Genomic DNA, 24,053 nt, shown 5'->3' with positions numbered 1-24,053 from the left:
ATTACCCATGACGACTCGTACCCGTATTCTCACCGGCATCACCACCACCGGCACGCCGCACCTGGGCAACTACGCCGGCGCCATCCGCCCGGCGATCCTGGCCAGTCGTGACAGCAATGCCGATTCGTTCTACTTCCTGGCCGACTACCACGCCCTGATCAAATGCGATGACCCGCTGCGCATCCAGCGCTCGCGTCTGGAAATCGCCGCGACCTGGCTGGCCGGTGGTCTGGATGTGGATCGTGTGACGTTCTACCGTCAGTCCGACATCCCCGAAATCCCTGAGCTGACCTGGCTGCTGACGTGCGTCGCCGCCAAGGGCCTGCTCAACCGCGCCCACGCCTACAAGGCTTCGGTGGACAAGAATGTCGAGACCGGCGAAGACCCGGACGCCGGCATCACCATGGGCTTGTACAGCTATCCGGTGCTGATGGCCGCCGACATCCTGATGTTCAACGCACACAAGGTGCCGGTCGGTCGTGATCAGATCCAGCACGTGGAAATGGCCCGCGACATCGGTCAGCGCTTCAATCACCTGTTCGGTCAGGGCAAAGAATTTTTCACCATGCCTGAGGCATTGATCGAAGAAAGCGTCGCCACGCTGCCAGGCCTCGACGGTCGCAAGATGTCGAAAAGCTACGACAACACCATTCCGTTGTTCAGCAGTGCCAAGGAAATGAAAGACGCGATCTCGCGGATCGTCACCGACTCCCGCGCGCCGGGCGAAGCCAAAGATCCCGACAATTCGCACCTGTTCACCTTGTTCCAGGCCTTCGCCACTCCGGCGCAGTCCGACGAATTCCGCAGCGAATTGTTGCAGGGCCTGGGCTGGGGCGAGGCGAAGAATCGTCTGTTCCAGTTGCTCGACAGTGAATTGGGCGAGTCCCGTGAGCGTTATCACCAGTTGATCGAGCGTCCGGCGGACCTGGAAGACATCCTGCAGGCCGGCGCCAAAAAGGCCCGCTCGGTGGCGACCCCGTTCCTTCAGGAGCTGCGTGAAGCGGTTGGCCTGCGTTCTTTCGTCGCCCAGACCCAAGTCGCGGCCACCACCAAAAAGAAAGCCGCGAAAGCCGCGCGTTTTGTCAGCTTCCGCGAAGAAGACAGCAGTTTCCGCTTCCGTCTGTTGGCGGCCGATGGCGAACAACTGCTGTTGTCGCGCAACTTCGCCGACGGCAAAACCGCAGGTCAGGTGACCAAGCAGCTGCAGTCCGGCCAGCCGTTGGATGTGCGCAGTGAAGACCGCAGCTTCAGCGTCTGGCTGGAAGGCGAGTGTGTGGCCGACAGCCCGACATTCGCTGACGATGCCGCTCGCGACGTCGCCATCGAGGCCTTGCGGGTTGCCCTGACCCCCGTTCAGGAATAAATCAACGGCACGGTCCGACCAAGGGCCGATTGCCATTCCCCCGGGCCGTCGCTACAGTGACGGCCCGTTTTTGTTGCCTTGCTAACGAATTATGACGCCCCTAGAACGATATCAAGCTGATCTGAAACGCCCGGAATTCTTCCATGACGCCGCGCAGGAAACCGCCGTGCGCCATCTGCAGCGCCTGTACGACGATCTGGTCGCCGCCTCGCAGAGTAAGCCGGGCCTGCTCGGCAAGCTGTTTGGCAAGAAAGACGTGGCACCGGTCAAGGGCCTGTACTTCTGGGGCGGCGTTGGCCGTGGCAAGACCTACCTGGTCGATACTTTCTTTGAGGCGCTGCCCTTCAAGGAAAAGGTCCGCACTCACTTCCACCGCTTCATGAAGCGTGTGCACGAAGAGATGAAGACTCTGGGCGGCGAGAAAAACCCGCTGACCATCATCGCCAAGCGCTTCTCCGATGAAGCCCGGGTGATCTGCTTCGATGAGTTCTTCGTGTCCGACATCACCGACGCGATGATCCTCGGCACTCTGATGGAAGAGCTGTTCAAAAATGGAGTGACCCTGGTCGCGACCTCGAACATCGTGCCGGACGGCCTGTACAAGGACGGCCTGCAACGCGCGCGCTTCCTGCCGGCCATTGCGCTGATCAAGCAAAACACTGACATCGTCAACGTCGACAGCGGCGTCGATTATCGTCTGCGTCACCTCGAGCAAGCGGAGCTGTTCCACTTCCCGCTGGACGAAGCCGCTCAGGAAAGCCTGCGCAAGAGCTTCCGCGCCCTGACGCCGGAATGCACGGCTGCGGTCGAGAACGACGTGCTGATGATCGAGAATCGCGAGATCCGGGCCTTGCGCACCTGCGATGACGTGGCCTGGTTCGACTTCCGCGAATTGTGCGACGGCCCGCGTAGCCAGAACGATTACATCGAACTGGGCAAGATCTTCCACGCCGTGTTGCTCAGCGGTGTCGAGCAGATGAGCGTCACCACCGATGACATCGCCCGACGCTTCATCAACATGGTCGACGAGTTCTACGACCGTAACGTCAAGCTGATCATTTCTGCTGAAGTCGAGCTCAAGGACCTCTACACCGGTGGTCGCCTGAACTTTGAGTTCCAGCGCACGCTTAGCCGCCTGCTGGAGATGCAGTCGCACGAATTCCTGTCCCGGGCGCATAAGCCGTAGGACGATTCGGAAATGAAAAAGGGCCTGCAAATGCAGGCCCTTTTTTTTGCTATAGAAACTCTCTGGCGCACCAACATCCCCTGTGGGAGCGGGCTTGCTCGCGAAAGCGGTCTGTCAGTCGATATCAATGTTGAATGTCAGACCGTATTCGCGAGCAAGCCCGCTCCCACATTTGGATTGTATTGGGCTCTAAGGTTTACGCCGCTTGTTGGAATTGCTGGCGATACTGGTTCGGCGACAGCTCGGTGTGCTGGCGGAACAGCCGCGCAAAGAAGCTTGCATCGTCATATCCGACCTCATAACTGATGGTCTTGATGCTCTTGCGGCTACCCGACAGCAAACCCTTGGCGGTTTCGATGCGCAGGCGTTGCAGGTAGTGCAGCGGCTTGTCGCCGGTGGCGGTCTGGAAGCGGCGCATGAAGTTGCGGATGCTCATGCCGTGCTCGCGGGCCACGTCTTCAAAGCGGAATTTGTCGGCGAAATGCTCTTCGAGCCAATGCTGGATCTGCAGGATGATCACGTCCTGGTGCAGCTTTTGTCCGCCGAATCCAATCCTTCCAGGCGAATAGCTGCGCTGCACTTCGTAGAGAATGTCGCGCGCGACGGCCTGCGATACGTTGGCGCCGCAGAAGCGTTCGATCAGGTAGATGTAAAGGTCGCAGGCGGAGGTGGTGCCGCCAGCGCAATACAGGTTGTCGGCGTCGGTCAGGTGCTTGTCCTGATTGAGCTGGACCTGTGGAAAGCGTTCGGCGAAGGCGTTGAAAAAGCGCCAGTACGTGGTCGCTTCCTTGCCATTGAGCAGCCCGGCTTCGGCGAGCCAGAACACCCCGGTCGCTTCGCCGCACAATACCGCGCCGCGAGCGTGTTGCTCGCGCAGCCACGGCAGGACTTGTGGATAACGTTTGACGAGTGTGTCGAAGTCGTCCCAGAAGGCGGGGAGGATGATGACGTCGGCATTTTCCAGGGCGCCGTCCACCGGCATGATCACATCGCTGAAGCTGTTCACCGGTTTGCCGTCGGGGCTGACCAGCCGGGTTTCGAACGCCGGTGTCAGGCCCTGGCCCAGTTGTTTGCCGTAGCGCAGGCTGGCTAGATGGAAGAAATCCTTGGCTTGCATGAGGGTGGAAGCGAAAACCCGGTCGATAGCCAGGATGCTGACGCGCCGCAAGGGCGTGGAGGCTTGGTTAGACATAATTCAACTTTATTCTTATAGGGGAAAGTGGTCACCAGACGGCTGGATCGTCTTATTTTTTGTCTTATGTGTCCAGTGTCCTGTATCGAATGCGAGGCTTAGTCTCTGAAGGTCAACTCCTTCCAGCCAACGACAGGTGCCGCATGATTCCCAGAACCTTGTTCAGTTCCGAGCACGAACTTTTTCGCGACAGCGTGCGAACGTTCCTCGAAAAAGAAGCGGTGCCGTTCCATGGCGAATGGGAAAAACAAGGCTATATCGACCGTCAACTCTGGAACAAGGCAGGGGAGGCGGGGATGCTGTGTTCGCACCTGCCAGAGGAATATGGCGGACTGGGGGCGGACTTTCTCTACAGTGCCGTGGTGATCGAGGAAGTCGGTCGCCTGGGGCTGACGGGGATCGGGTTTTCCCTGCATTCGGACATTGTGGCGCCGTACATCCTGCACTACGGCAGTGAAGCGCTGAAGCACAAATACCTGCCGAAACTGGTATCTGGCGAGATGGTCACGGCCATCGCCATGACCGAGCCGGGCGCCGGTTCCGACCTGCAAGGGGTGAAGACCACTGCCGTGCTGGATGGCGATGACTATGTCATCAATGGTTCCAAGACATTCATCACCAACGGCTTTCTCGCTGACCTGGTGATTGTCGTCGCCAAGACAGATCCGAAGGCCGGCGCCAAAGGCACCAGCCTGTTTCTGGTCGAGGCCAACACGCCAGGCTTCGACAAGGGCAAGCGCCTGGAAAAAGTCGGCATGAAGGCTCAAGACACTTCGGAGCTGTTCTTCCAGGATGTTCGAGTGCCCAAAGAAAACCTGCTGGGGCAGGCCGGGATGGGCTTTGCGTATCTGATGCAGGAGTTGCCTCAGGAGCGCCTCACGGTTGCCATCGGCGGGCTCGCTTCGGCCGAAGCCGCGTTGCAATGGACCCTGGATTACACCCGCCAGCGCAAGGCATTCGGCAAGGCGATTGCAGATTTTCAGAACACGCGCTTCAAGCTGGCGGAGATGGCGACGGAGATTCAGATCGGTCGAGTGTTTGTCGATCGCTGCCTGGAGCTGCACCTGCAAGGCAAGCTGGATGTGCCGACGGCCGCGATGGCCAAATACTGGGGCACCGACCTGCAATGCAAGGTGCTCGACGAGTGCGTGCAACTGCATGGCGGTTACGGCTTCATGTGGGAATACCCGATCGCCCGAGCGTGGGCGGATGCACGGGTTCAGCGGATTTACGCCGGGACCAACGAGATCATGAAGGAAATTATTGCGCGGTCGCTTTGAATTTGTTGTGAGTTCAGTGCGCCATCGCGAGCAAGCCCGCTCCCACAGATTCAGCGCTGAACCTGTGGGAGCGGGCTTGCTCGCGATTGGGTCTAATGATCGATCAAGGCGCCGGGTTCGGATGATCCTTGTGAATCGCCTCAATCCCTTCCAGCACTTCATCGGAAAGTTTCAGCTCGAAGCTGGCAATGTTGCTGTCGAGTTGCTCCAGCGTCGTCGCGCCAATGATGTTACTGGTCACGAACGGCTGCTGGGTCACGAATGCCAATGCCATCTGCGCCGGGTCCAGGCCGTGCTCACGGGCTAGCGCCACGTAACGACTGCACGCTGCTTCCGACTGAGCATTGAAATAGCGGCTGAAGCGGCTGTAGAGGCTCAGGCGCCCCTTTGGCGGGCGAGCACCCCCTTCGTACTTGCCTGACAGGAAGCCGAACGCCAGCGGCGAATAGGCTAGCAGTCCGCATTGTTCACGGATGGCGATTTCCGCCAGGCCGACTTCGAAACTGCGGTTGAGCAGGTTGTACGGGTTCTGGATCGACACCGCGCGCGGCCAGCCACGGGCTTCGGCCAGGGCGAGGAAACGCATGGTGCCCCACGGTGTTTCGTTGGACAGGCCGATGTGGCGGATCTTGCCGGCCTTGACCTGTTCGTCCAGCGCTTCGAGGGTGTCCTCCAGCGGCGTGAGGTTGGCTTCGATCTTGTGTTTGTAACCCAGCTGTCCGAAGAAGTTGGTGCTGCGTTCCGGCCAATGCAGCTGGTACAGATCGATGTAGTCGGTCTGCAGGCGCTTGAGGCTCGCGTCCACGGCTTCGGTGATGTGCTGACGGTTGTGGCGCAGGTTTTTGTCGCGGATGTAATCGATGGTGTTGCCGGGGCCGGCGATCTTGCTTGCCAGGATCCAGTCGGCGCGATCGCCGCGACTTTTGAAGTAATTGCCGATGTAGCGTTCGGTGGTGGCGTAGGTTTCAGCCTTGGGCGGCACCGGATACATCTCGGCGGTGTCGATGAAATTGATCCCGGCGCTTTTGGCCCGTTCAATCTGGGCGAAGGCTTCAGCCTCGCTGTTTTGCTCGCCCCAGGTCATGGTTCCGAGGCAGATGGCACTCACGTTCAGATTGGTTCGGCCTAGCTGGCGATAGTCCATCGGGTGCTCCTTGGGCAAAACAATCATAAAAGCAGGTTGAAATATTTTTCGCAATCTGCATAATTGCGCACCTCTTTCTGCAGTGGAAGTGATGCGCCGCCGCCGAAGAATCTTGCCGTTGAACGGACGCGCCGACCCGAGCCCCCGAAAGCGTCTGTATCCGGCTGCCTTTGACTTGTCAAAGTACGCACTATTCAGTAAGATCCGCCGTCTAATTTACAGGGCGGCCCCTGAGGCTATAAAGAATGAAAACTTTTACTGCTAAACCGGAAACAGTACAGCGCGACTGGTTTGTCGTCGACGCTGCAGGTCAGACCCTGGGTCGTCTGGCCACCGAAATCGCGAGCCGTCTGCGTGGCAAGCATAAAGCTGAGTACACTCCTCACGTTGACACCGGCGACTACATCGTCGTTATCAATGCCGAGCAGATTCGTGTAACCGGTGCTAAAACCACCGACAAGATCTACTACTCCCACTCCGGTTTCCCGGGCGGCATCAAGTCGATCAACTTTGAAAAGCTGATCGCCAAAGCCCCTGAGCGCGTGATCGAGACCGCGGTCAAAGGCATGCTGCCTAAGAACCCGCTGGGTCGCGACATGTATCGTAAGCTGAAAGTCTATGCGGGCGCTGTACACCCTCATACTGCTCAGCAGCCCCAAGAACTGAAGTTTTAACGGAATAGTTCATTATGTCGGCGACTCAAAATTACGGCACTGGCCGTCGCAAGACCGCAACCGCACGCGTTTTCCTGCGTCCGGGTACTGGTAACATCTCCATCAACAACCGTTCGCTGGATAATTTCTTCGGCCGCGAAACTGCCCGCATGGTAGTTCGTCAGCCGCTGGAATTGACTGAGACTGTCGAGAAGTTCGACATCTACGTCACCGTGATCGGTGGTGGTGTAAGTGGTCAAGCTGGCGCAATCCGCCACGGTATCACTCGCGCACTGATGCAGTACGACGAAACCCTGCGTGGCGCTCTGCGCAAAGCTGGCTTCGTTACTCGCGATGCTCGTGAAGTTGAACGTAAGAAAGTCGGTCTGCGTAAAGCGCGTAAGCGTCCGCAGTACTCGAAGCGTTAATTCGCTTTCTCGTTCAAAAAGAACGCCCAACTTCCTCGCGAAGCTGGGCGTTTTTTTATGCGCGTTATTTATCAAAGAATTGCGCTGTGACAACTTGCCACATCCGTAGAGGCCCTATACTGCAAGGCTTGGCAGTGGAGCCCTTCGGTAATTACCTTGTCAGAATTGGGGCTTTTCATTACCATTCGGCAAAATTTTTATAAGTTCAGATTTTTACTTAGTAGACGCCTGATTTAACAGGCCACAAAGCTGATGGGAGAGGACTGAATGAGCAATGACGGCGTGAATGCAGGCCGGCGTCGCTTCTTGGTAGCAGCCACATCCGTGGTGGGTGCTGCAGGAGCGGTGGGGGCTGCGGTCCCGTTCGTGGGGTCATGGTTTCCCAGTGCCAAGGCGAAAGCCGCAGGTGCACCGGTGAAGGTGAATGTCAGCAAAATCGAGCCAGGCCAGCAGATGATTGCTGAATGGCGCGGTCAGCCGGTGTTCATTGTCCGCCGTACTCCGGAAATCCTGGGGAATCTGAAGAAGATCGAGGGCCAGCTGTCTGACCCGACCTCCAAGAACTCGACGCAACCGACTTATGTCGACCCTCAAACGCGGTCGATCAAGCCAGAAGTTCTGCTGCTGATCGGTATCTGCACGCACCTGGGTTGCTCGCCGACCTTCCGTCCGGAAGTGGCACCTGCTGATCTGGGCAAGGACTGGGTAGGTGGTTATTTCTGCCCTTGCCACGGTTCCCACTACGATCTGGCTGGCCGCGTCTACAAGTCGCAACCTGCGCCTTTGAACCTGCCAGTTCCCCCGCATTCCTATGAGACCGATGAGATCATTGTCATCGGCGTCGATACGGAGAAAGCGTGATGAGCAAGTTCATGGATTGGGTTGATGCGCGCTTTCCCGCTACCAAAATGTGGGAAGACCATCTCAGCAAGTACTACGCCCCGAAGAACTTCAACTTCTTCTATTTCTTTGGCTCGCTGGCATTGCTCGTTCTGGTTAACCAGATCGTCACCGGTGTCTGGTTGACCATGAGCTACACCCCGTCGGCGGAAGAGGCGTTTGCTTCCGTCGAATACATCATGCGCGACGTCGAGTACGGCTCGATCCTGCGTCTGCTGCACTCCACCGGTGCTTCGGCATTCTTCATCGTGGTCTATCTGCACATGTTCCGTGGTTTGCTCTACGGTTCGTACCAGAAGCCGCGTGAGCTGGTGTGGGTCTTCGGGATGCTGATCTACCTGGCGCTGATGGCTGAAGCCTTCATGGGTTATCTGCTGCCGTGGGGCCAGATGTCCTACTGGGGTGCCCAGGTGATCATCTCGCTGTTCGGTGCGATCCCGGTCATCGGCAACGACCTGACCCAGTGGATCCGCGGTGACTACCTGATTTCCGGTATTACCCTGAACCGCTTCTTCGCCCTGCACGTGGTTGCCTTGCCGATCGTGATTCTCGGTCTGGTGGTGCTGCACGTCCTGGCGTTGCACGAAGTCGGTTCGAACAACCCGGACGGCGTGGACATCAAGAAACACAAGGACGAAAACGGCGTACCGCTGGACGGCATTGCCTTCCACCCGTACTACACCGTGAAAGATATCGTCGGCGTTGTGGTGTTCCTGTTCATCTTCTGCTCGATCGTGTTCTTCTTCCCGGAAATGGGTGGCTACTTCCTCGAGAAGCCGAACTTTGAAGTGGCGAACGCCTTCAAGACCCCAGAGCACATCGCTCCGGTCTGGTACTTCACACCGTTCTACGCGATCTTGCGGGCGATTCCGGACAAGCTCATGGGTGTAATCGCCATGGGTGCTTCGATTGCCATGCTGTTCGTACTGCCGTGGCTGGATCGCAGCCCGGTCAAGTCGATGCGCTACAAAGGCTGGCTGAGCAGGATCTGGCTCTGGGTGTTCTGCATCGCGTTCGTGATCCTGGGCATTCTGGGTGTTCTGGCCCCAACCCCTGAGAGAACGTTGTTGTCGCAGGTATGTACCTTCCTGTACTTCGCCTACTTCATTCTGATGCCGTTCTACACCCGGCTCGAGAAGACAAAACCGGTTCCGGAAAGGGTGACTGGCTGATGAAAAAACTATTTGCTGTACTGATTCTTGCTGCCATGCCGGTTCTGTCCTTCGCGGCTGAGCACGGTGGTCCCGAGCTGGAAAAGGTCGACATCGACGTTTCCGACAAAGCGGCCATGCAGGACGGCGCGCGTACGTTCGCCAACTACTGCATGGGTTGCCACAGCGCCAAGTTCCAGCGTTACGAGCGTGTGGCCGATGACCTTGGCATCCCGCACGACCTGATGCTCTCCAAGCTGGTGTTCACCGGCGCCAAGATTGGCGACCACATGAGCATCGGCATGCAGCCGGCAGACGCCAAGACCTGGTTCGGTGCGGCACCGCCCGATCTGACCCTGGTCGCTCGTGTTCGCGGTACCGACTGGCTGTATGGTTACCTGCGTTCGTTCTATGAAGACCCGGCGCGCCCTTGGGGTGTGAACAACAAAGTCTTCCCGAACGTCGGGATGCCTAACGTTCTGGTCGGCCTGCAGGGTCGTCAGGTGGTAGGCTGCAAACAAGTTCAAATCGTCGAAGACGGTAAGAAGCAATATGATCCGCTGACAGGCACTGCTTTGACTCATGAAGCATGTGATCAGCTGACCGTGTTGCCGAAAACCGGCACGCTGAACGCAGAGCAGTTCGACGAGAAGGTCAAGAATCTGGTGACCTTCCTGGCCTACTCGGCCAACCCGGTGAAGCTGCAGCATCAGCGCATCGGTACCTATGTGTTGCTGTACCTGGCGTTCTTCTTCGTATTCGCTTATTTGCTCAAGCGCGAATACTGGAAAGACGTCCATTGATAAAGCTGTAAGTAATTGCTGTTAATCGCGCGCGCCCAGGGGCGTCTCTGAAGGTGTAACGAGTCTGGTGAGCCAGGCGTTACGGGAGGCGTCCTCTGGGCGCGCGCGTTTTTCCGCTTCCGATAATTTCAACAAGCGAGGAGGACCGCCATGGGCGTGACCAATCGGTTGGCCTGTTACTCCGACCCCGCCGACCACTATTCCCACCGAGTGCGCATCGTACTTGCAGAGAAGGGTGTCAGCGCAGAGATCATTTACGTGGAAGCTGGTCGCCAGCCGCCTAAACTGATTGAAGTGAACCCTTACGGAAGTCTGCCCACCCTGGTCGATCGTGACCTGGCGTTGTGGGAGTCGACCGTGGTGATGGAATATCTGGATGAGCGTTATCCGCACCCGCCACTGCTGCCGGTTTACCCGGTGGCGCGTGCCAACAGCCGTTTGCTGATTCATCGTATTCAGCGCGACTGGTGTGGTCTGGTGGATCTGATCCTGGATTCGCGGACCAAGGAAGCAGCCCGTGTCGTGGCTCGTAAAGAGCTGCGCGAAAGCCTGACCGGCGTGTCGCCGTTGTTCGCCGACAAGCCGTTTTTCCTCAGTGAGGAACAAAGTCTGGTGGATTGCTGCCTATTGCCAATACTCTGGCGATTGCCGATTTTGGGTATTGAACTGCCGCGGCCTGCCAAGCCGTTGCTTGATTATATGGAGCGCTCGTTTGCGCGTGAGGCTTTCCAGGCGAGTCTGTCTGGTGTCGAACGCGATATGCGCTAAGGCTTAGGGAGCCGCTATGAACTCCAGTCGACCTTATCTGGTCCGCGCGCTCTACGAGTGGATTGTGGACAATGATTGCACCCCGCACATGCTGGTCAATTCCGAGTATCCGTCGGTGCAGGTGCCTCAGGGTTTTGCCAGTGACGGACAGATTGTCCTGAACGTGTCACCGGCCGCCGTGCGTCATCTGCACATGGACAACGAAGCCGTCAGCTTCGAAGGGCGCTTCGGTGGCGTGCCGCACACCCTGTACGTGCCTATTGCCTCGATCCTGGGCATTTACGCCCGGGAGAATGGCCAGGGCATGGTGTTCGATCTGGAATCGCCCATGGAGGACGAGGAGGAGATCGAGCCGGATGATGATCTTCCACCACCCGACAGCGAGCCGCCGCGTCCCAGCGGTCGACCCAGTTTGAAAGTGGTGAAGTAATAAAAAAGGCGATCCATCTGGATCGCCTTTTTTATTACTGTAGGAGTGAGCCTGCTCGCGATGGCGGTCTCAGGGACGCCGTCGCAAGCAGTGCTCATGCAGGATCAGTCGATGTACTCAAACAGCTTCACGATCTTCTGCACGCCGGAAACACCCTGCACCAGGTTGGTCGCTTGCTCCGCTTCCTGCTTGGTCAGCAGGCCCAGCAAGTAGACGATGCCGTTCTCGGTGACAACCTTGATGCGCGAGCCCGGGATGTTCGGGTCGGTGAGCATCTGGGTCTTGATCTTGGACGTCAACCAGGTGTCGTTCTGACGGGCGAGGAAGCTGGAGGGTGGAAGAATCTGCAGTTCGTTGTGAACCGTCTTCACCCGCTGAACAGCCGCAGCGGCTTGTTCGGCCTTGGCCTTGAGGTCGGCGCGCGGGGTTTGCCCGGCGAGCAACACAACGCCGTTGAAGCTGGTTACGACGATGTGCGAATCGTTGTCCAGGGCCGGATCGGCCTTGGCGATGTTCACGCCGACCTTGGTGTCGATCAGAGAATCGTCGATCTTGCTGCCGAAGGTGCGTGTACCGCGGTCGTCTTCGATAGGCGCTTCACGGCTGGCGTTAACCACTGATGTGCAGCCGCTGATGCCGAGGCACAGGGTCAAGGCCAGAAGGCCTAGGCGATTAGGGGTCATTCTTCACTCCCGAACAGTTGGCTGTCGATCAAATCGCAAAGGCAATGGATCGCCAGCAGGTGGACTTCCTGAATACGTGCAGTGACATTGGCCGGTACGCGAATCTCGACGTCTTCAGGCAATAGCAGCGATGCCATGCCGCCGCCATCGCGACCGGTCAATGCTACGACAATCATTTCGCGATCATGTGCGGCCTGGATCGCTTGAATAATGTTCGCCGAGTTGCCGCTGGTGGAAATCGCCAGCAATACGTCGCCCGGCTGGCCGAGAGCGCGGATCTGTTTGGAGAAGATTTCGTTGTAGCTGTAATCGTTGGCAATCGAGGTGATCGTCGAGCTGTCGGTGGTCAGCGCAATGGCTGGCAGGCTCGGACGTTCACGCTCGAAGCGATTGAGCAGCTCGGACGAAAAGTGCTGTGCATCGCCGGCGGAGCCACCGTTGCCGCACGAAAGCATTTTGCCCTCGTTGAGCAGGGCGTTGACCATCACCTGGCTGGCTTGCTCGATGTGCGGTGCAAGTACGTCCATCGCCATTTGCTTGGTGTCGATACTGGCCTGAAAAAGCTGGCGAATTCGGGATTGCATGTCCATCTGTGTGACCTTAATTAGCGCGGCTACTTGGCACATGAATGTGCAGCCCGCAAAGCAAAGAGCAAAAGTGTTGGGTGTAGGTGTCCGGTTCGGGGCGCAAGCGATCAGCAGTCGAAGGCATTTTGCATCCAGTTCAACTGATCAAGGCTGCTGTCGATGGCAACCACGTCGAAGCGGCAGGGGGAATCGGCCCAGCGCGACTCGCGCTGAAGAAAATACTGCGCGGCGAAAATCAGTTTCTGCCGTTTGCGCTCATCGATGCTGTCGAGTGCGCCACCCCACTGGGTGTTTTTTCTGTAGCGGACTTCAACGAATACTACTGTATCGCCATCAAGCATGACCAGATCAAGCTCGCCACGTTTACACAACCAGTTCTGCGCCAGCAGGCGCAGACCTTGTTGTTGAAGATGCTCGAGCGCATGGCGCTCGGCATCCTTGCCGCTTTGCTGGCGTGACCTGTCGGGCATTAGCGAGCAGTGTCCGGCAGGCGTTGAACCTGACCGCTGACGAACTGTGCCCACGGCAACTGGCGAACGACCCGTTGATTCTGGGTCATGCCCAGGCTGCCCGACTGACCTTCGATGCGGCTGTCCGGCAGAGCCTTGAGTTGCCCAAGGCGCGGTGCCAGGCGATAGGCATCGACGCCCATTGCGTACAGACGACCCAAGCTACCGGCGGCTTGTGGCCATTGCGCGGTGACCTGTTTGCGCAGGGGATCGTTGGCGTCCAGCAACCACGGGGTTTCGCAGAAGCGAATGCCGTTCATGTCGTTGTACTGATTCACGTCGCCGCTGGCACTGAATACGTGGGAAGTGGCGTACACCGGTACGTCACCCGCGTATTGGAAGTTCAGGGTCGGTTTGATCTGCTGGGCCTGTTGCGGTGTGGCGGCCAGGAAGATGAACTCGATGTCCTGGCGGCGAGAAGGCTGGGCCGCAACCTGCGAACCGACGGTGTTTTGCAGGCTCTTGGCGCGACCTTCGCTCTGGCGCAGCTGGAACATGTCGGCAATCTGCTGGGCCAACTGGACCGGCTGGTCGACGCGCTCGGTGGCAATGATAGTGCCGCCGTTCGCTTGCCAATCCTGGCTGAAGGCTCTCAGTACGCGATCGCCCCATTCGCCTTTCGGCACCATGATGGCGGCGCGATGCAGGCCATCGGCGCGTGCGCGGCGAGACACTTCGCGAGCTTCATCTTCAGCCGCAAGACCGAACTGGAACAGCTGGGGCGGACCTTGTTCGCCTTCGCTGTAGTTCAGGGCCAGGGTGGTGATTGGCAGTTGTGGGCGAGCGCTGAGCTGTTTGACCAGCGGTTTTTCCAGCGGACCGACCACCAGTTGCACGCCGTCGGCCTGGGCCTTGCGATAGAACTCGTCCATCGAGGTCAGTTTCGAGCTGTCATAGAACTCGATGGCTGGCGGCTTCTGCCCGGCTTGTTGCGCCTGGTAGTGAGCGGCCATGAAACCTTCGCGCAATGCTTTGCCAACCGCCGCCAGCGGGCCGTCTTGCGGCAGCAGCAGGGCGATTTTGCTCAGGGACTGGCTGGCCAGTTCCTTGAGTTTGGTCAGTGGCAATGGCAGCTGGATGGCCGCCGGGTGCTTGGGGTTCTGGGCGCGCCAGTTGTCGATCGCGGCTTGCTGCTGCTCCAGGGTGCCAGCGGTTTTCACCGCCAGTGCCAGGCCCATCCAGCCGCCGAGGTCATCGGAGGTGGTCGGTTGCAGTTGATCGGTCGGCAACGAGGCAATCAGGATCCAGATCGCTTCGTGGTTCTTGCTGGCCGCTTCACCGCTGAGCATTGGCGCGATGAAAATGCGCTCCCGTGCGGCGGCGAGTGTCTGGCCATCGGCCTCAAGGGCGCGAGCATGGACGGTGCCTGTGCGCACCTGTTGCTCGACCGGCAGCTCGCCAAGATGTTGCAGGCTTGGATGGCTCAGGGCCGTCAATGCAGCCTTGGGCTGATTGCGCGTCATGGCCAGTTCTGCCGCCAGGGTGCTGGCGAAGACTTGTGGGGCTGGCTTGAGTTGTTCCAGCGGAACCAGTTGCAGGATTTGCGCGGACTGGCCGGCGTTACCCTGATGATAGGCCAGGTCTGCCGCACTCAGGCGCAGCAGCGAGGCTTTCTCCGCGTCCTTGCTTTGAGCGGCCTGTTCGAGCAGTTGCTCGATACTGGCGTCCGGGGTCCGTGGAAGTTCGCCAAGGCTGGAAGAGGGCGAGCTGGCGCAAGCCGCCAGCAAGGCAGCGAGGCAGAGGGCAGTGAACAGCCGCAGGCAAGCGATCATGTAGTGTTCCTGATACTCGATCAAATTAGCGTGGAATTGTACCCAAGCACTGGCCGGGGCGCGATGTTACTGGCGTGAATCGATCAATTTAGCTCGTGCAAATGTTGCAGTAGCGCACAAATGACTGGAAAACCCGGGGAGGGCGGGGCGTATCGCAAGCGCCGGTACGCGCTACAATGTCGCCTTTTACCGATCATGAGGTGTGCGCTTTGACTGCTCCAGGTGCTTTGAATTCCGCTGCTGGCTCGCTTTATGTGGTGGCGACGCCCATCGGCAACCTGGACGACATCAGCGCGCGTGCGCTGAAGATCCTGCGTGACGTCGCGTTGATCGCGGCTGAAGACACTCGCCACTCTCAGCGATTGATGCAGCATTTTGGTATCCCCACGCCGCTGGCGGCCTGCCACGAACACAACGAACGGGATGAAGGTAGCCGTTTTGTCACCCGTCTGCTGGCGGGCGACGATGTCGCGCTGATCTCCGATGCCGGCACGCCGCTGATTTCCGATCCCGGTTATCACCTGGTGCGTCAGGCCCGCGCTGCCGGAATCAATGTTGTGCCGGTGCCGGGTGCCTGTGCATTGATCGCGGCGTTGTCGGCGGCGGGACTGCCGTCGGACCGCTTTATCTTTGAGGGCTTCCTGCCGGCGAAGACGGTCGGTCGTCGTGCTCGTCTCGAGCAGGTCAAGGAAGAGCCGCGCACACTGATTTTTTATGAGGCACCACACCGTATCCTGGAATGCTTGCAGGACATGGAGCTGGTATTCGGCCCTGAGCGTCCGGCGTTGCTGGCGCGTGAACTGACCAAAACGTTCGAAACCCTTAAGGGGTTGCCGCTGGCCGAGTTGCGCCAGTTCGTCGAGTCGGACAGTAATCAACAGCGCGGAGAGTGCGTGGTGTTGGTCGCGGGCTGGGCCGCACCAGAGACTGAAGATGCGGTCAGCAGTGAAGCCATGCGCATCCTCGACCTGTTGCTCGAAGAGATGCCGCTCAAACGTGCGGCGGCCTTGGCGGCGCAAATAACCGGCGAGCGCAAGAATGTGCTCTATCAGGTCGCTCTCGACAGACAAAAAGGTGAGTGAAACCCGACGTATAGGCGCGGCCGAAGGCGTTTAGCGCTTGTTCTTCGGTCGCTGTGCCGTTAACCTTCGCGGCGGAGAGTCGATTGGACAGTCGCTGCCCTCTATGAAAATTAGGGGGGGGAGGAAAGTCCGGGCTCCATAGGGCGAAGTGCCAGGTAATGCCTGGGAGGCGTGAGCCTACGGAAAGTGCCACAGAAAATAACCGCCTAAGCGCTTCGGCGCCGGTAAGGGTGAAAAGGTGCGGTAAGAGCGCACCGCACGTCTGGCAACAGTTCGTGGCTAGGTAAACCCCACTTGGAGCAAGACCAAATAGGGTCCCAAGGCGTGGCCCGCGCTGGGACCGGGTAGGTTGCTAAAGATGTCCAGTGATGGCCATCGTAGACGAATGACTGTTCAAGACAGAACCCGGCTTACAGATCGACTCTCCACCTTTTTTCTCCCCTCTGCTTAAATCAGTGAGCAGGGTGCCGGTGATAGCAATTTCCCTCCTTCCAGAATCATCAGCAGAAGCACTTTCGTAATACCAAAAAAATCTTACTCTTAACAAACTACTTTAACTTTCGAACGCAGCCTTCTGTGCGCATTCAAGTTATCGGGCAAATTCACCTGTCGGATAGTCGTTTACCCCCTCTTTAGCTTCCTAAATCTCAGTTCTGTAAGGCTTTTCCTTTAAAGCGCGCCTTGACGGTGCGGTGGCCGCATTCCTATAGTGTGCGCAAGTGGCGGAAAGTGGCATGAAGTGGGTTTTTTGAACGTAAAACGCTAATATTTGGAGAAACGCTGACGTGTTTCGCGGAGCTAACGCTATCAGTCTCGACGCAAAGGGCCGTCTCGCCATGCCGAGCCGGTACCGTGACGAGCTCGTTTCGCGTAGTTCCGGTCAGTTGATCGTGACAATTGATGCCGTTGATCCGTGTTTGTGTGTTTACCCCCTGGATGAGTGGGAAATTATTGAAACCAAACTGCGCGCACTGCCTTCGCTTCGCGAAGAGAACCGCCGCCTGCAACGTTTACTGATTGGTAATGCCGTCGACCTCGAGCTCGATGGCAGTGGTCGTTTTCTGGTTCCGCCGCGTCTTCGTGAATATGCCAAGTTGGATAAGCGCGCGATGTTGGTTGGCCAACTGAACAAGTTCCAATTGTGGGACGAGGATGCCTGGGATGCGGTTTCTGCCGCTGACCTGGCTGCTATTCAACAACCGGGCGCCATGCCTGATGAACTGCGTGATTTGATCCTGTGACTATTGATAGCGGCTTTAACCACATCACCGTACTGCTTGACGAAGCCGTCGAGGCTCTCGCCGTACGTCCTGATGGCTGCTATCTGGACGGTACGTTCGGTCGCGGCGGACACAGCCGGTTGATCCTCAGCCAACTGGGTCCCGATGGTCGGGTCCTCGGATTCGACAAAGATCCTCAAGCGATTGCCACCGGGCAGACGCTGGCGGCCGAAGACGGCCGCTTTGTCGTTGTGCAGCGCAGCTTTGCCGAGCTCGGTTCGGAAGTGGCCGAACGTGGCCTGCACGGCAAGGTCAGCGGTGTTTTGCTTGACCTCGGCGTGTCTTCGCCACAACTCGACGACCCTGAGCGCGGCTTCAGTTTTCTCAATGACGGCCCACTGGACATGCGCATGGACCCGTCTCGCGGGATCAGCGCTGCCGAGTTCGTCAACACCGCGCCAGTTGAAGAAATCGCCCGGGTATTCAAGGAATACGGCGAAGAACGCTTTTCCGGTCGCATGGCCCGTGCCGTGGCCGAACGTCGCGACATCAAGCCGTTCGAACGCACAGCCGATCTGGCTGAAGTCCTGAAAGTCGCCAACCCGGCATGGGAAAAGGGCAAGAACCCGGCAACCCGTGCATTCCAGGGCCTGCGCATTCACGTCAACAACGAGCTGGGCGATCTGGAAGCCGGCCTTGAGGCTGCGATGGACTGCCTGGAAATCGGTGGCCGTCTGGTCGTCATCAGCTTCCACTCGCTGGAAGACCGCATCGTCAAACTGTTCATGCGCAAGCTGGTAAAAGGCGAAGCCGACAACCTGCCGCGCAACCTGCCGGTTCGCCACGTAGCCTTCGAACCGAAAATCAAAGTCCATGGCAAAGCGCAGACGGCCTCCGACGCCGAACTCAAAGCCAACCCACGTTCCCGTAGCGCCGTCATGCGCGTCGCGGAGAAGCTGCGGTGAGCAAGCTTTTCGCCAAGCCACTTCCCGGCGGGAGCTTTTTCATGCTGCTGCTGTTTTTGGCCGTGCTCGTTTCGGCCATCGGCGTGTCATACAGCGCCCACTGGAACCGTCAGTTGCTCAACTCGCTGTACAACGAATTGAGCGTGCGCGACAAGGCGCAAGCGGAGTGGGGGCGGTTGATTCTTGAGCAAAGCACCTGGACCGCCCACAGCCGTATCGAAGTCCTGGCCACCGAGCAATTGAAGATGCGCATTCCTGGCGCAGCTGAAGTGAAGATGGTGACGCCATGATGAAGCTCGAAGGCGCACTGTTCCCATGGCGATTCCGCGTGGTGCTGGGTTTGCTCGGCATCATGGTCGTGGCGATTTGCTGGCGTATCATCGATCTGCAAGTGGTCGACCGTGCCTTCCTGAAAGGTCAGGGCGATGCGCGCAGCGTTCGACACATCCCGATTCCGGCTCACCGTGGTCTGATCACCGACCGTAACGGCGAGCCATTGGCCGTGAGTACGCCGGTCACCACCCTGTGGGCCAACGCCAAGGAAATGCAGCTGGCCAAAGAGAAATGGCCGGCATTGGCGGCGGCGCTGGGGCAAGACCCCAAAGCCCTGGCCGAGCGTCTCGAAGCACAGGCCAACAAAGAATTCATTTACCTGGTGCGCGGGCTGACCCCCGAGCAGGGCCAGTCTGTGCTCGATCTGAAAGTGCCGGGCGTCTACGGCATCGAAGAGTTCCGGCGCTTCTACCCGGCCGGTGAAGTCACCGCGCACATGGTCGGCTTTACCGATATCGATGACCACGGACGTGAAGGCGTCGAGCTGGCCTATGACGAATGGCTCGCCGGTGTCGCCGGCAAGCGACAGGTCATCAAGGATCGGCGCGGCCGACTTATCAAGGATGTCCAGGTCACTAAAAACGCCAAGGCCGGCAAGCCCTTGGCGTTGTCCATTGATCTGCGTCTGCAATACCTGGCCAACCGCGAATTGCGTAACGCGATCATCGAGAACGGCGCCAAGGCTGGCAGCCTGGTGATCATGGACGTGAAGACCGGCGAGATTCTCGCCATGGTCAACCAGCCGACCTACAACCCGAACAACCGTCGCAACCTGCAACCGGCGATGATGCGCAACCGCGCCATGATCGACGTGTTCGAGCCGGGTTCGACGATGAAAGCGATCTCCATGAGCGCCGCGATCGAAACCGGGCGCTGGAAACCGAGCGATACCGTCGAGGTGTACCCGGGCAGCCTGCAGATTGGTAAATACACCATCAAGGACGTTTCCAAGACCGAAGGTCCGGTGCTCGACCTGACCGGCATTCTGATCAACTCCAGTAACGTCGGCATGAGTAAGGTCGCGTTCGACATCGGCGGCGAGACCATTTTCCGTCTCGCGCAGAAAGTCGGCCTCGGCCAGGACACCGGCCTCGGGTTCCCGGGCGAGCGCGTCGGCAACCTGCCGAACTACCGCGAATGGCGCAAGGCTGAAACCGCCACGCTGTCCTACGGCTACGGTATTTCCGTGACCGCGATCCAGCTGGTCCACGCCTTCTCGGCCCTGGCCAACAACGGTCGCATCGCACCGCTGACCCTGATCAAGACCGACAAGGCGCCGCAAACCACGCAAGTGTTGCCAGAAGCCGTCGCGAAAACCATGCAAGGCATGCTGACCCAGGTGATCGAGGCCCCGCGCGGTGTGTTCCGTGCGCAAGTGCCGGCGTACCACGTGGCAGGCAAGTCGGGTACCGCTCGCAAGACCTCGGTCGGCACCAAAGGCTATGCCGAAAACTCCTACCGCTCGCTGTTCGCAGGCTTCGGCCCGATGAGCGATCCGCGTTACGCCATCGTGGTAGTGATCGATGAACCGACCAAGGCCGGTTACTTCGGTGGTCTGGTTTCGGCACCGGTGTTCAGCAAAGTGATGTCCGGCACCCTGCGCCTGATGAACATCACCCCGGATAACTTGCCGCCGACTCAAACCGCCAATGCCACACCGGTCGTTCCACTGAAAGCCAATGGAGGGCGCGGCTGATGTCTCTGAGCCTGAACAAGATTTTCGCCCACGCCGGCCGCGATCTGCTGATCCGCGAATTGACCCTGGACAGCCGCAACGTGCGCGCTGGCGACCTGTTTCTCGCCGTTCCTGGCGGCAAGTTCGACGGTCGTGCGCACATCGCCGATGCGTTGCAGCGCGGCGCCGCCGCCGTGGCGTATGAAGTTGAAGGCGCCACCGTGCTGCCGATCACCGACGTGCCATTGATTCCGGTCAAAGGCCTGGCAGCGCAGCTGTCTGATATTGCCGGGCGTTTTTATGGCGACCCGAGCCGGCACCTGAATCTGATCGGCGTGACCGGCACCAACGGCAAAACCAGCGTCACGCAATTGGTTGCTCAAGCCCTGGACCTGCTCGGTCAGCATTGCGGCATCGTCGGCACCCTGGGCACCGGTTTCTACGGCGCACTCGAAAGCGGGCTGCACACCACGCCGAACCCGATTGCCGTGCAAGCGATGTTGGCTGACCTGAAAAAGGCCGGCGCCAAAGCCGTGGCCATGGAAGTGTCTTCCCACGGTCTGGATCAAGGCCGCGTGACTGCGCTGGCGTTTGACGTGGCGGTGATGACCAACCTGTCCCGCGATCACCTGGATTACCACGGCACCATGCAAGCCTATGGCGAAGCCAAGGCCAAGCTGTTTGCCTGGAACGATTTGAAGTGCCGGGTGGTTAACCTCGACGACGAGTTCGGCCGCCAACTGGCCGCCGACAAAGGCGAGTCGCGCCTGATTACCTACAGCCTGGAAAACACCAGCGCCTACCTTTATTGCCGTGAAGCGCAGTTCGACGACGAAGGCGTACGCGCCACACTGGTCACGCCCCAGGGCGAGCATCATTTGCGTAGCACGCTGCTCGGTCGTTTCAACCTGAGCAATGTGCTGGCCGCGGTCGGCGCCTTGCTCGGCCTGGATTACGCGCTGGACGAAATCCTCAAGGTCCTGCCGAAACTCGAAGGCCCGGCCGGTCGCATGCAGCGTCTTGGCGGCGGCAATCAACCTTTGGTCGTGGTCGATTACGCCCACACCCCCGATGCGCTGGAAAAAGTCTTGATGGCACTGCGTCCCCACGCCAAAGGCCGCTTGCTGTGCCTGTTCGGTTGCGGCGGTGATCGCGATCGCGGCAAGCGTCCGCTGATGGCCGAAGTGGTCGAACGTCTGGCCGATGGTGTTCTGGTGACCGATGACAACCCGCGCACCGAAGATCCAGCGGTGATTTTCGACGACATCCGTGCCGGTTTCACCAACGTGGATAAAGTTACCTTCGTCGCCGGCCGTGGCCAGGCGATTGCCCAATTGATCGCCAGCGCTTCGGTGGATGACGTGATTGTCCTGGCTGGCAAAGGTCACGAGGACTATCAGGAAATCAACGGCGAGCGTCACGATTTCTCCGACCTGGTCGAGGCTGACCATGCCTTGACCGCATGGGAGGTGGCTCATGCTTAAGCCCTGGAAATTGAGCGAACTGACCGGCGCACTGAACGGCCGGATGATCGTGGCCGACGCCACGTTCAATGGCGTCAGCATCGACAGCCGCGCGATCAAACCTGGCCAACTCTTTATTGCCCTGACCGGTCCGCGCTTCGACGGTCACGACTATCTGAATGACGTGGCTAACAAAGGCGCCGTTGCGGCGCTGGTCGAGCGTGAAGTCGCCGACAGTGCGCTGCCGCAATTGGTGGTCAAGGACACCCGTCAGGCCCTTGGCCAGTTGGGCGCGCTGAACCGTGCTGCGTTTACCCGCCCTGTGGCGGCGATCACCGGTTCCAGCGGCAAGACCACCGTCAAGGAAATGCTCGCGAGCATCCTGCGCACGCGCGGTCCGGTGCTGGCGACCCGCGGCAACCTGAACAATGACCTCGGCGTGCCGTTGACCTTGCTCGAACTCGCACCGGAACACACCGCTGCCGTGATCGAGCTTGGCGCGTCGCGTCTGGGTGAAATTGCCTACACCGTTGGCTTGACCAAACCGCACGTGGCCGTATTGAACAACGCCGGGACTGCCCATGTTGGCGAGTTCGGCGGGCCGGAAAAAATCGTTGAAGCCAAGGGCGAGATTATTGAAGGGCTGGACGCCGATGGCGTCGCCGTTCTGAATCTGGACGACAAGGCCTTCGGCATCTGGAAGACCCGCGCTGCCGGCCGCAAAGTCCTGACGTTTGCCTTGAGCAATGTCAGCGCCGACTTCTACGCCAGTGATCTGGACCGCGATGCACGCGGTTGCCCGTCCTTCAATCTGCACAGCCCTGAAGGTGTGGAACGCGTTCAACTGAACCTGCTCGGCACCCATAACGTCGCCAACGCCATGGCTGCCGCTGCTGCCGCACACGCCTTGGGCGTGTCGCTGTTGGGCATCGCCACCGGTCTCGGCGCGGTGCAACCGGTCAAGGGCCGCACCGTCGCGCAACTGGCCAGCAATGGCATGCGCGTCATTGATGATACGTACAACGCGAACCCCACCTCCATGTGCGCGGCCGTTGATATACTCGCCGGCTTTTCCGGCCGCACCGTTCTGGTGCTCGGGGATATCGGCGAGTTGGGCGACTGGGCGGAGCAGGGGCACCGCGATGTGGGCGAATACGCCCGCGGCAAGGTTTCCGCGCTTTACGCTGTCGGGCCATTGATGGCTCACGCCGTAAACGCTTTCGGCCCGCAGGCTTTTCACTTCAGCACTCAGGCTGAGCTGATCAAGGCACTCGGCGCCGAGCAGGACACAAACACCACTATTTTGATCAAGGGCTCGCGCAGCGCTGCGATGGAAAACATCGTCGCCGCTTTGTGCGGGTCCAGTCTGGAGAAACATTAATGCTGCTGCTGCTAGCGGAGTATCTGCAACAGTTCTACAAAGGCTTCGCGGTCTTTCAGTACCTGACCCTGCGCGGGATCCTCGGTGTGCTGACCGCGCTGGTTTTGTCGCTGTGCTATGGCCCGTGGATGATCCGCACTTTGCAGAACCGTCAGATCGGTCAATCCGTTCGTAACGACGGTCCACAATCGCACCTGTCCAAATCCGGCACCCCGACCATGGGCGGCGCGCTGATCCTGTCGTCCATCGGTGTCAGCACCTTGCTCTGGGCTGACCTGAGCAATCGCTATGTCTGGACCGTTTTGCTGGTGACGTTGCTGTTCGGCGCTATCGGCTGGGTCGACGACTACCGCAAGGTGATCGAGAAAAACTCCAAAGGTTTGCCGAGCCGCTGGAAATACTTCTGGCAGTCGGTGTTTGGTCTCGGTGCAGCGATCTTCCTTTATATGACCGCGACTTCGCCGGTGGAAACCACGCTGATCCTGCCGATGCTCAAGGACTACAGCATTCCGTTGGGCATAGGCTTCGTCGTCCTGACTTACTTCGTGATTGTCGGCTCGAGCAACGCCGTCAACCTGACCGACGGCCTCGACGGCCTAGCGATCATGCCGACCGTGATGGTCGGTGGTGGCCTGGGCATTTTCTGCTACCTGTCGGGTAACGTGAAATTCGCCGAATACCTGCTGATTCCCTACGTCCCGGGCGCGGGTGAGTTGATCGTGTTCTGCGGGGCATTGATTGGTGCGGGCCTGGGCTTTCTCTGGTTCAACACTTATCCGGCACAAGTATTCATGGGTGACGTCGGCGCACTGGCGCTGGGCGCGGCCCTGGGCACCATCGCGGTGATCGTCCGTCAGGAAATTGTCCTGTTCATCATGGGCGGCGTGTTCGTGATGGAAACCCTGTCGGTGGTTATCCAGGTTGCTTCTTTCAAGATGACCGGTCGCCGCGTGTTCCGCATGGCACCGATTCACCACCACTTTGAACTCAAGGGCTGGCCCGAGCCGCGCGTGATTGTCCGTTTCTGGATCATCACCGTGATTCTCGTACTGGTCGGCCTTGCCACCCTGAAGCTGAGGTAGAAA

At 59.0% G+C, this 24,053-nt stretch carries 24 protein-coding genes and 1 other RNA gene; 19 read left to right on the top strand and 6 right to left on the bottom strand.

Features of this window, described 5'->3' with window-relative positions; genetic code table 11:
* Positions 1-7: 7 nt before the first annotated feature.
* Both K5K95_RS03555 and zapE read left to right on the top strand, forming a co-directional pair.
* Entirely contained in the window at positions 8-1,363 is a 1,356-nt protein-coding gene (locus tag K5K95_RS03555; protein WP_222588390.1) for a tryptophan--tRNA ligase, read from the top strand.
* Between the two features lie 91 nt (positions 1,364-1,454).
* Positions 1,455-2,549, top strand: coding sequence for a cell division protein ZapE (zapE, locus tag K5K95_RS03550; protein WP_222588389.1), 1,095 nt, complete (start codon positions 1,455-1,457; stop codon positions 2,547-2,549).
* A 196-nt stretch (positions 2,550-2,745) separates the two neighbouring features.
* Here the strand turns inward: zapE and K5K95_RS03545 are convergent, their stop codons facing one another.
* The gene (locus K5K95_RS03545) at positions 2,746-3,666 is read right to left on the bottom strand and encodes a GlxA family transcriptional regulator (RefSeq protein WP_197678942.1); all 921 of its coding nucleotides are present in this window, start codon (positions 3,664-3,666) and stop codon (positions 2,746-2,748) included.
* A 218-nt stretch (positions 3,667-3,884) separates the two neighbouring features.
* Here K5K95_RS03545 and K5K95_RS03540 point away from each other — a divergent pair, with 218 nt between their 5' ends.
* Entirely contained in the window at positions 3,885-5,021 is a 1,137-nt protein-coding gene (locus tag K5K95_RS03540; protein ID WP_222588388.1) for an acyl-CoA dehydrogenase family protein, read from the top strand.
* Positions 5,022-5,124: 103 nt separating this feature from the next.
* Here K5K95_RS03540 and K5K95_RS03535 read toward each other — a convergent pair whose 3' ends face one another.
* On the bottom strand, positions 5,125-6,165 hold the full coding sequence (locus tag K5K95_RS03535; protein WP_222588387.1) for an NADP(H)-dependent aldo-keto reductase: 1,041 nt from the start codon (positions 6,163-6,165) through the stop codon (positions 5,125-5,127).
* A 245-nt stretch (positions 6,166-6,410) separates the two neighbouring features.
* Here K5K95_RS03535 and rplM point away from each other — a divergent pair, with 245 nt between their 5' ends.
* The 7 genes from rplM (at position 6,411) to K5K95_RS03500 (ending at position 11,298) form a co-directional block, all read left to right on the top strand.
* The gene (gene rplM / locus K5K95_RS03530; RefSeq protein ID WP_007905295.1) at positions 6,411-6,839 is read left to right on the top strand and encodes a 50S ribosomal protein L13; all 429 of its coding nucleotides are present in this window, start codon (positions 6,411-6,413) and stop codon (positions 6,837-6,839) included.
* 14 nt (positions 6,840-6,853) lie between these two features.
* Positions 6,854-7,246 (top strand): 30S ribosomal protein S9, encoded by a 393-nt coding sequence (gene rpsI / locus K5K95_RS03525; protein WP_002555064.1) that lies wholly within the window; start codon positions 6,854-6,856, stop codon positions 7,244-7,246.
* A 267-nt stretch (positions 7,247-7,513) separates the two neighbouring features.
* Positions 7,514-8,107 (top strand): ubiquinol-cytochrome c reductase iron-sulfur subunit, encoded by a 594-nt coding sequence (gene petA, locus K5K95_RS03520; RefSeq protein ID WP_090180230.1) that lies wholly within the window; start codon positions 7,514-7,516, stop codon positions 8,105-8,107.
* Positions 8,107-9,318, top strand: a complete 1,212-nt coding sequence (locus K5K95_RS03515) for a cytochrome b (RefSeq protein ID WP_090180233.1) — start codon at positions 8,107-8,109, stop codon at positions 9,316-9,318. The genes petA and K5K95_RS03515 overlap by 1 nt, the downstream gene beginning before the upstream one ends.
* Positions 9,318-10,100, top strand: a complete 783-nt coding sequence (locus K5K95_RS03510) for a cytochrome c1 (RefSeq protein ID WP_222588386.1) — start codon at positions 9,318-9,320, stop codon at positions 10,098-10,100. Before K5K95_RS03515 ends, K5K95_RS03510 begins: the two co-directional genes overlap by 1 nt.
* A gap of 150 nt (positions 10,101-10,250) precedes the next feature.
* Entirely contained in the window at positions 10,251-10,868 is a 618-nt protein-coding gene (locus tag K5K95_RS03505) for a glutathione S-transferase N-terminal domain-containing protein (RefSeq protein ID WP_007905304.1), read from the top strand.
* Between the two features lie 16 nt (positions 10,869-10,884).
* Entirely contained in the window at positions 10,885-11,298 is a 414-nt protein-coding gene (locus K5K95_RS03500; RefSeq protein WP_008037283.1) for a ClpXP protease specificity-enhancing factor, read from the top strand.
* Between the two features lie 104 nt (positions 11,299-11,402).
* Here K5K95_RS03500 and K5K95_RS03495 read toward each other — a convergent pair whose 3' ends face one another.
* The 4 genes from K5K95_RS03495 to K5K95_RS03480 all read right to left on the bottom strand — a co-directional run bounded on the left by K5K95_RS03495 (position 11,403) and on the right by K5K95_RS03480 (position 14,849).
* Entirely contained in the window at positions 11,403-11,981 is a 579-nt protein-coding gene (locus tag K5K95_RS03495) for a BON domain-containing protein (RefSeq protein ID WP_090180240.1), read from the bottom strand.
* Positions 11,978-12,571 carry a phosphoheptose isomerase gene (locus K5K95_RS03490; protein WP_008025961.1) on the bottom strand — a complete coding sequence of 198 codons (594 nt, stop codon included), beginning with the start codon at positions 12,569-12,571 and terminating at the stop codon, positions 11,978-11,980. The genes K5K95_RS03495 and K5K95_RS03490 overlap by 4 nt, the downstream gene beginning before the upstream one ends.
* Before the next feature lie 104 nt (positions 12,572-12,675).
* Positions 12,676-13,038, bottom strand: a complete 363-nt coding sequence (locus K5K95_RS03485) for a YraN family protein (protein WP_111455297.1) — start codon at positions 13,036-13,038, stop codon at positions 12,676-12,678.
* Entirely contained in the window at positions 13,038-14,849 is a 1,812-nt protein-coding gene (locus K5K95_RS03480) for a penicillin-binding protein activator (protein ID WP_222588385.1), read from the bottom strand. Before K5K95_RS03480 ends, K5K95_RS03485 begins: the two co-directional genes overlap by 1 nt.
* Before the next feature lie 176 nt (positions 14,850-15,025).
* Between K5K95_RS03480 and rsmI the strand changes: the two genes are divergently transcribed.
* From rsmI to mraY, 9 genes are all read left to right on the top strand, one after another.
* The gene (gene rsmI, locus K5K95_RS03475) at positions 15,026-15,931 is read left to right on the top strand and encodes a 16S rRNA (cytidine(1402)-2'-O)-methyltransferase (RefSeq protein WP_222588384.1); all 906 of its coding nucleotides are present in this window, start codon (positions 15,026-15,028) and stop codon (positions 15,929-15,931) included.
* A gap of 75 nt (positions 15,932-16,006) precedes the next feature.
* Positions 16,007-16,360, top strand: an RNA gene (gene rnpB / locus K5K95_RS03470) — RNase P RNA component class A.
* 356 nt (positions 16,361-16,716) lie between these two features.
* Complete coding sequence (gene mraZ, locus K5K95_RS03465; protein ID WP_008147486.1) at positions 16,717-17,172, top strand: division/cell wall cluster transcriptional repressor MraZ; 456 nt, start codon at positions 16,717-16,719, stop codon at positions 17,170-17,172.
* On the top strand, positions 17,169-18,116 hold the full coding sequence (rsmH, locus tag K5K95_RS03460; protein WP_167360478.1) for a 16S rRNA (cytosine(1402)-N(4))-methyltransferase RsmH: 948 nt from the start codon (positions 17,169-17,171) through the stop codon (positions 18,114-18,116). Before mraZ ends, rsmH begins: the two co-directional genes overlap by 4 nt.
* Positions 18,113-18,406 (top strand): cell division protein FtsL, encoded by a 294-nt coding sequence (gene ftsL, locus K5K95_RS03455; protein ID WP_090180249.1) that lies wholly within the window; start codon positions 18,113-18,115, stop codon positions 18,404-18,406. The genes rsmH and ftsL overlap by 4 nt, the downstream gene beginning before the upstream one ends.
* Positions 18,406-20,145, top strand: coding sequence for a peptidoglycan D,D-transpeptidase FtsI family protein (locus K5K95_RS03450; protein WP_222590283.1), 1,740 nt, complete (start codon positions 18,406-18,408; stop codon positions 20,143-20,145). Before ftsL ends, K5K95_RS03450 begins: the two co-directional genes overlap by 1 nt.
* A complete protein-coding gene (locus tag K5K95_RS03445; protein WP_090180255.1) occupies positions 20,145-21,608 on the top strand; it encodes a UDP-N-acetylmuramoyl-L-alanyl-D-glutamate--2,6-diaminopimelate ligase in 1,464 nt (487 codons plus the stop codon). The genes K5K95_RS03450 and K5K95_RS03445 overlap by 1 nt, the downstream gene beginning before the upstream one ends.
* Positions 21,601-22,968 (top strand): UDP-N-acetylmuramoyl-tripeptide--D-alanyl-D-alanine ligase, encoded by a 1,368-nt coding sequence (gene murF, locus K5K95_RS03440; protein WP_222588383.1) that lies wholly within the window; start codon positions 21,601-21,603, stop codon positions 22,966-22,968. Before K5K95_RS03445 ends, murF begins: the two co-directional genes overlap by 8 nt.
* Positions 22,968-24,050 carry a phospho-N-acetylmuramoyl-pentapeptide-transferase gene (gene mraY, locus K5K95_RS03435; RefSeq protein ID WP_090180261.1) on the top strand — a complete coding sequence of 361 codons (1,083 nt, stop codon included), beginning with the start codon at positions 22,968-22,970 and terminating at the stop codon, positions 24,048-24,050. The genes murF and mraY overlap by 1 nt, the downstream gene beginning before the upstream one ends.
* The last annotated feature ends 3 nt before the right edge of the window (positions 24,051-24,053 follow it).

The organism is Pseudomonas sp. DR48, assembly GCF_019823085.1.
Classification (GTDB): domain Bacteria; phylum Pseudomonadota; class Gammaproteobacteria; order Pseudomonadales; family Pseudomonadaceae; genus Aquipseudomonas.
The sequence above is the reverse complement of the archived record's forward strand: the minus strand, read 5'-3'. Positions and strand labels throughout refer to the sequence as shown.

What these genes read in the sequence shown, in the direction of transcription:
- K5K95_RS03555 (WP_222588390.1), top strand. Translation starts at nt 8, where the DNA reads ATGACGACTCGTACCCGTATTCTCACCGGCATCACCACCACCGGCACG.
- zapE (WP_222588389.1), top strand. Translation starts at nt 1,455, where the DNA reads ATGACGCCCCTAGAACGATATCAAGCTGATCTGAAACGCCCGGAATTC.
- K5K95_RS03545 (WP_197678942.1), bottom strand. Translation starts at nt 3,666, where the DNA reads ATGCAAGCCAAGGATTTCTTCCATCTAGCCAGCCTGCGCTACGGCAAA.
- K5K95_RS03540 (WP_222588388.1), top strand. Translation starts at nt 3,885, where the DNA reads ATGATTCCCAGAACCTTGTTCAGTTCCGAGCACGAACTTTTTCGCGAC.
- K5K95_RS03535 (WP_222588387.1), bottom strand. Translation starts at nt 6,165, where the DNA reads ATGGACTATCGCCAGCTAGGCCGAACCAATCTGAACGTGAGTGCCATC.
- rplM (WP_007905295.1), top strand. Translation starts at nt 6,411, where the DNA reads ATGAAAACTTTTACTGCTAAACCGGAAACAGTACAGCGCGACTGGTTT.
- rpsI (WP_002555064.1), top strand. Translation starts at nt 6,854, where the DNA reads ATGTCGGCGACTCAAAATTACGGCACTGGCCGTCGCAAGACCGCAACC.
- petA (WP_090180230.1), top strand. Translation starts at nt 7,514, where the DNA reads ATGAGCAATGACGGCGTGAATGCAGGCCGGCGTCGCTTCTTGGTAGCA.
- K5K95_RS03515 (WP_090180233.1), top strand. Translation starts at nt 8,107, where the DNA reads ATGAGCAAGTTCATGGATTGGGTTGATGCGCGCTTTCCCGCTACCAAA.
- K5K95_RS03510 (WP_222588386.1), top strand. Translation starts at nt 9,318, where the DNA reads ATGAAAAAACTATTTGCTGTACTGATTCTTGCTGCCATGCCGGTTCTG.
- K5K95_RS03505 (WP_007905304.1), top strand. Translation starts at nt 10,251, where the DNA reads ATGGGCGTGACCAATCGGTTGGCCTGTTACTCCGACCCCGCCGACCAC.
- K5K95_RS03500 (WP_008037283.1), top strand. Translation starts at nt 10,885, where the DNA reads ATGAACTCCAGTCGACCTTATCTGGTCCGCGCGCTCTACGAGTGGATT.
- K5K95_RS03495 (WP_090180240.1), bottom strand. Translation starts at nt 11,981, where the DNA reads ATGACCCCTAATCGCCTAGGCCTTCTGGCCTTGACCCTGTGCCTCGGC.
- K5K95_RS03490 (WP_008025961.1), bottom strand. Translation starts at nt 12,571, where the DNA reads ATGGACATGCAATCCCGAATTCGCCAGCTTTTTCAGGCCAGTATCGAC.
- K5K95_RS03485 (WP_111455297.1), bottom strand. Translation starts at nt 13,038, where the DNA reads ATGCCCGACAGGTCACGCCAGCAAAGCGGCAAGGATGCCGAGCGCCAT.
- K5K95_RS03480 (WP_222588385.1), bottom strand. Translation starts at nt 14,849, where the DNA reads ATGATCGCTTGCCTGCGGCTGTTCACTGCCCTCTGCCTCGCTGCCTTG.
- rsmI (WP_222588384.1), top strand. Translation starts at nt 15,026, where the DNA reads ATGTCGCCTTTTACCGATCATGAGGTGTGCGCTTTGACTGCTCCAGGT.
- K5K95_RS03450 (WP_222590283.1), top strand. Translation starts at nt 18,406, where the DNA reads ATGAAGCTCGAAGGCGCACTGTTCCCATGGCGATTCCGCGTGGTGCTG.
- K5K95_RS03445 (WP_090180255.1), top strand. Translation starts at nt 20,145, where the DNA reads ATGTCTCTGAGCCTGAACAAGATTTTCGCCCACGCCGGCCGCGATCTG.
- murF (WP_222588383.1), top strand. Translation starts at nt 21,601, where the DNA reads ATGCTTAAGCCCTGGAAATTGAGCGAACTGACCGGCGCACTGAACGGC.
- mraY (WP_090180261.1), top strand. Translation starts at nt 22,968, where the DNA reads ATGCTGCTGCTGCTAGCGGAGTATCTGCAACAGTTCTACAAAGGCTTC.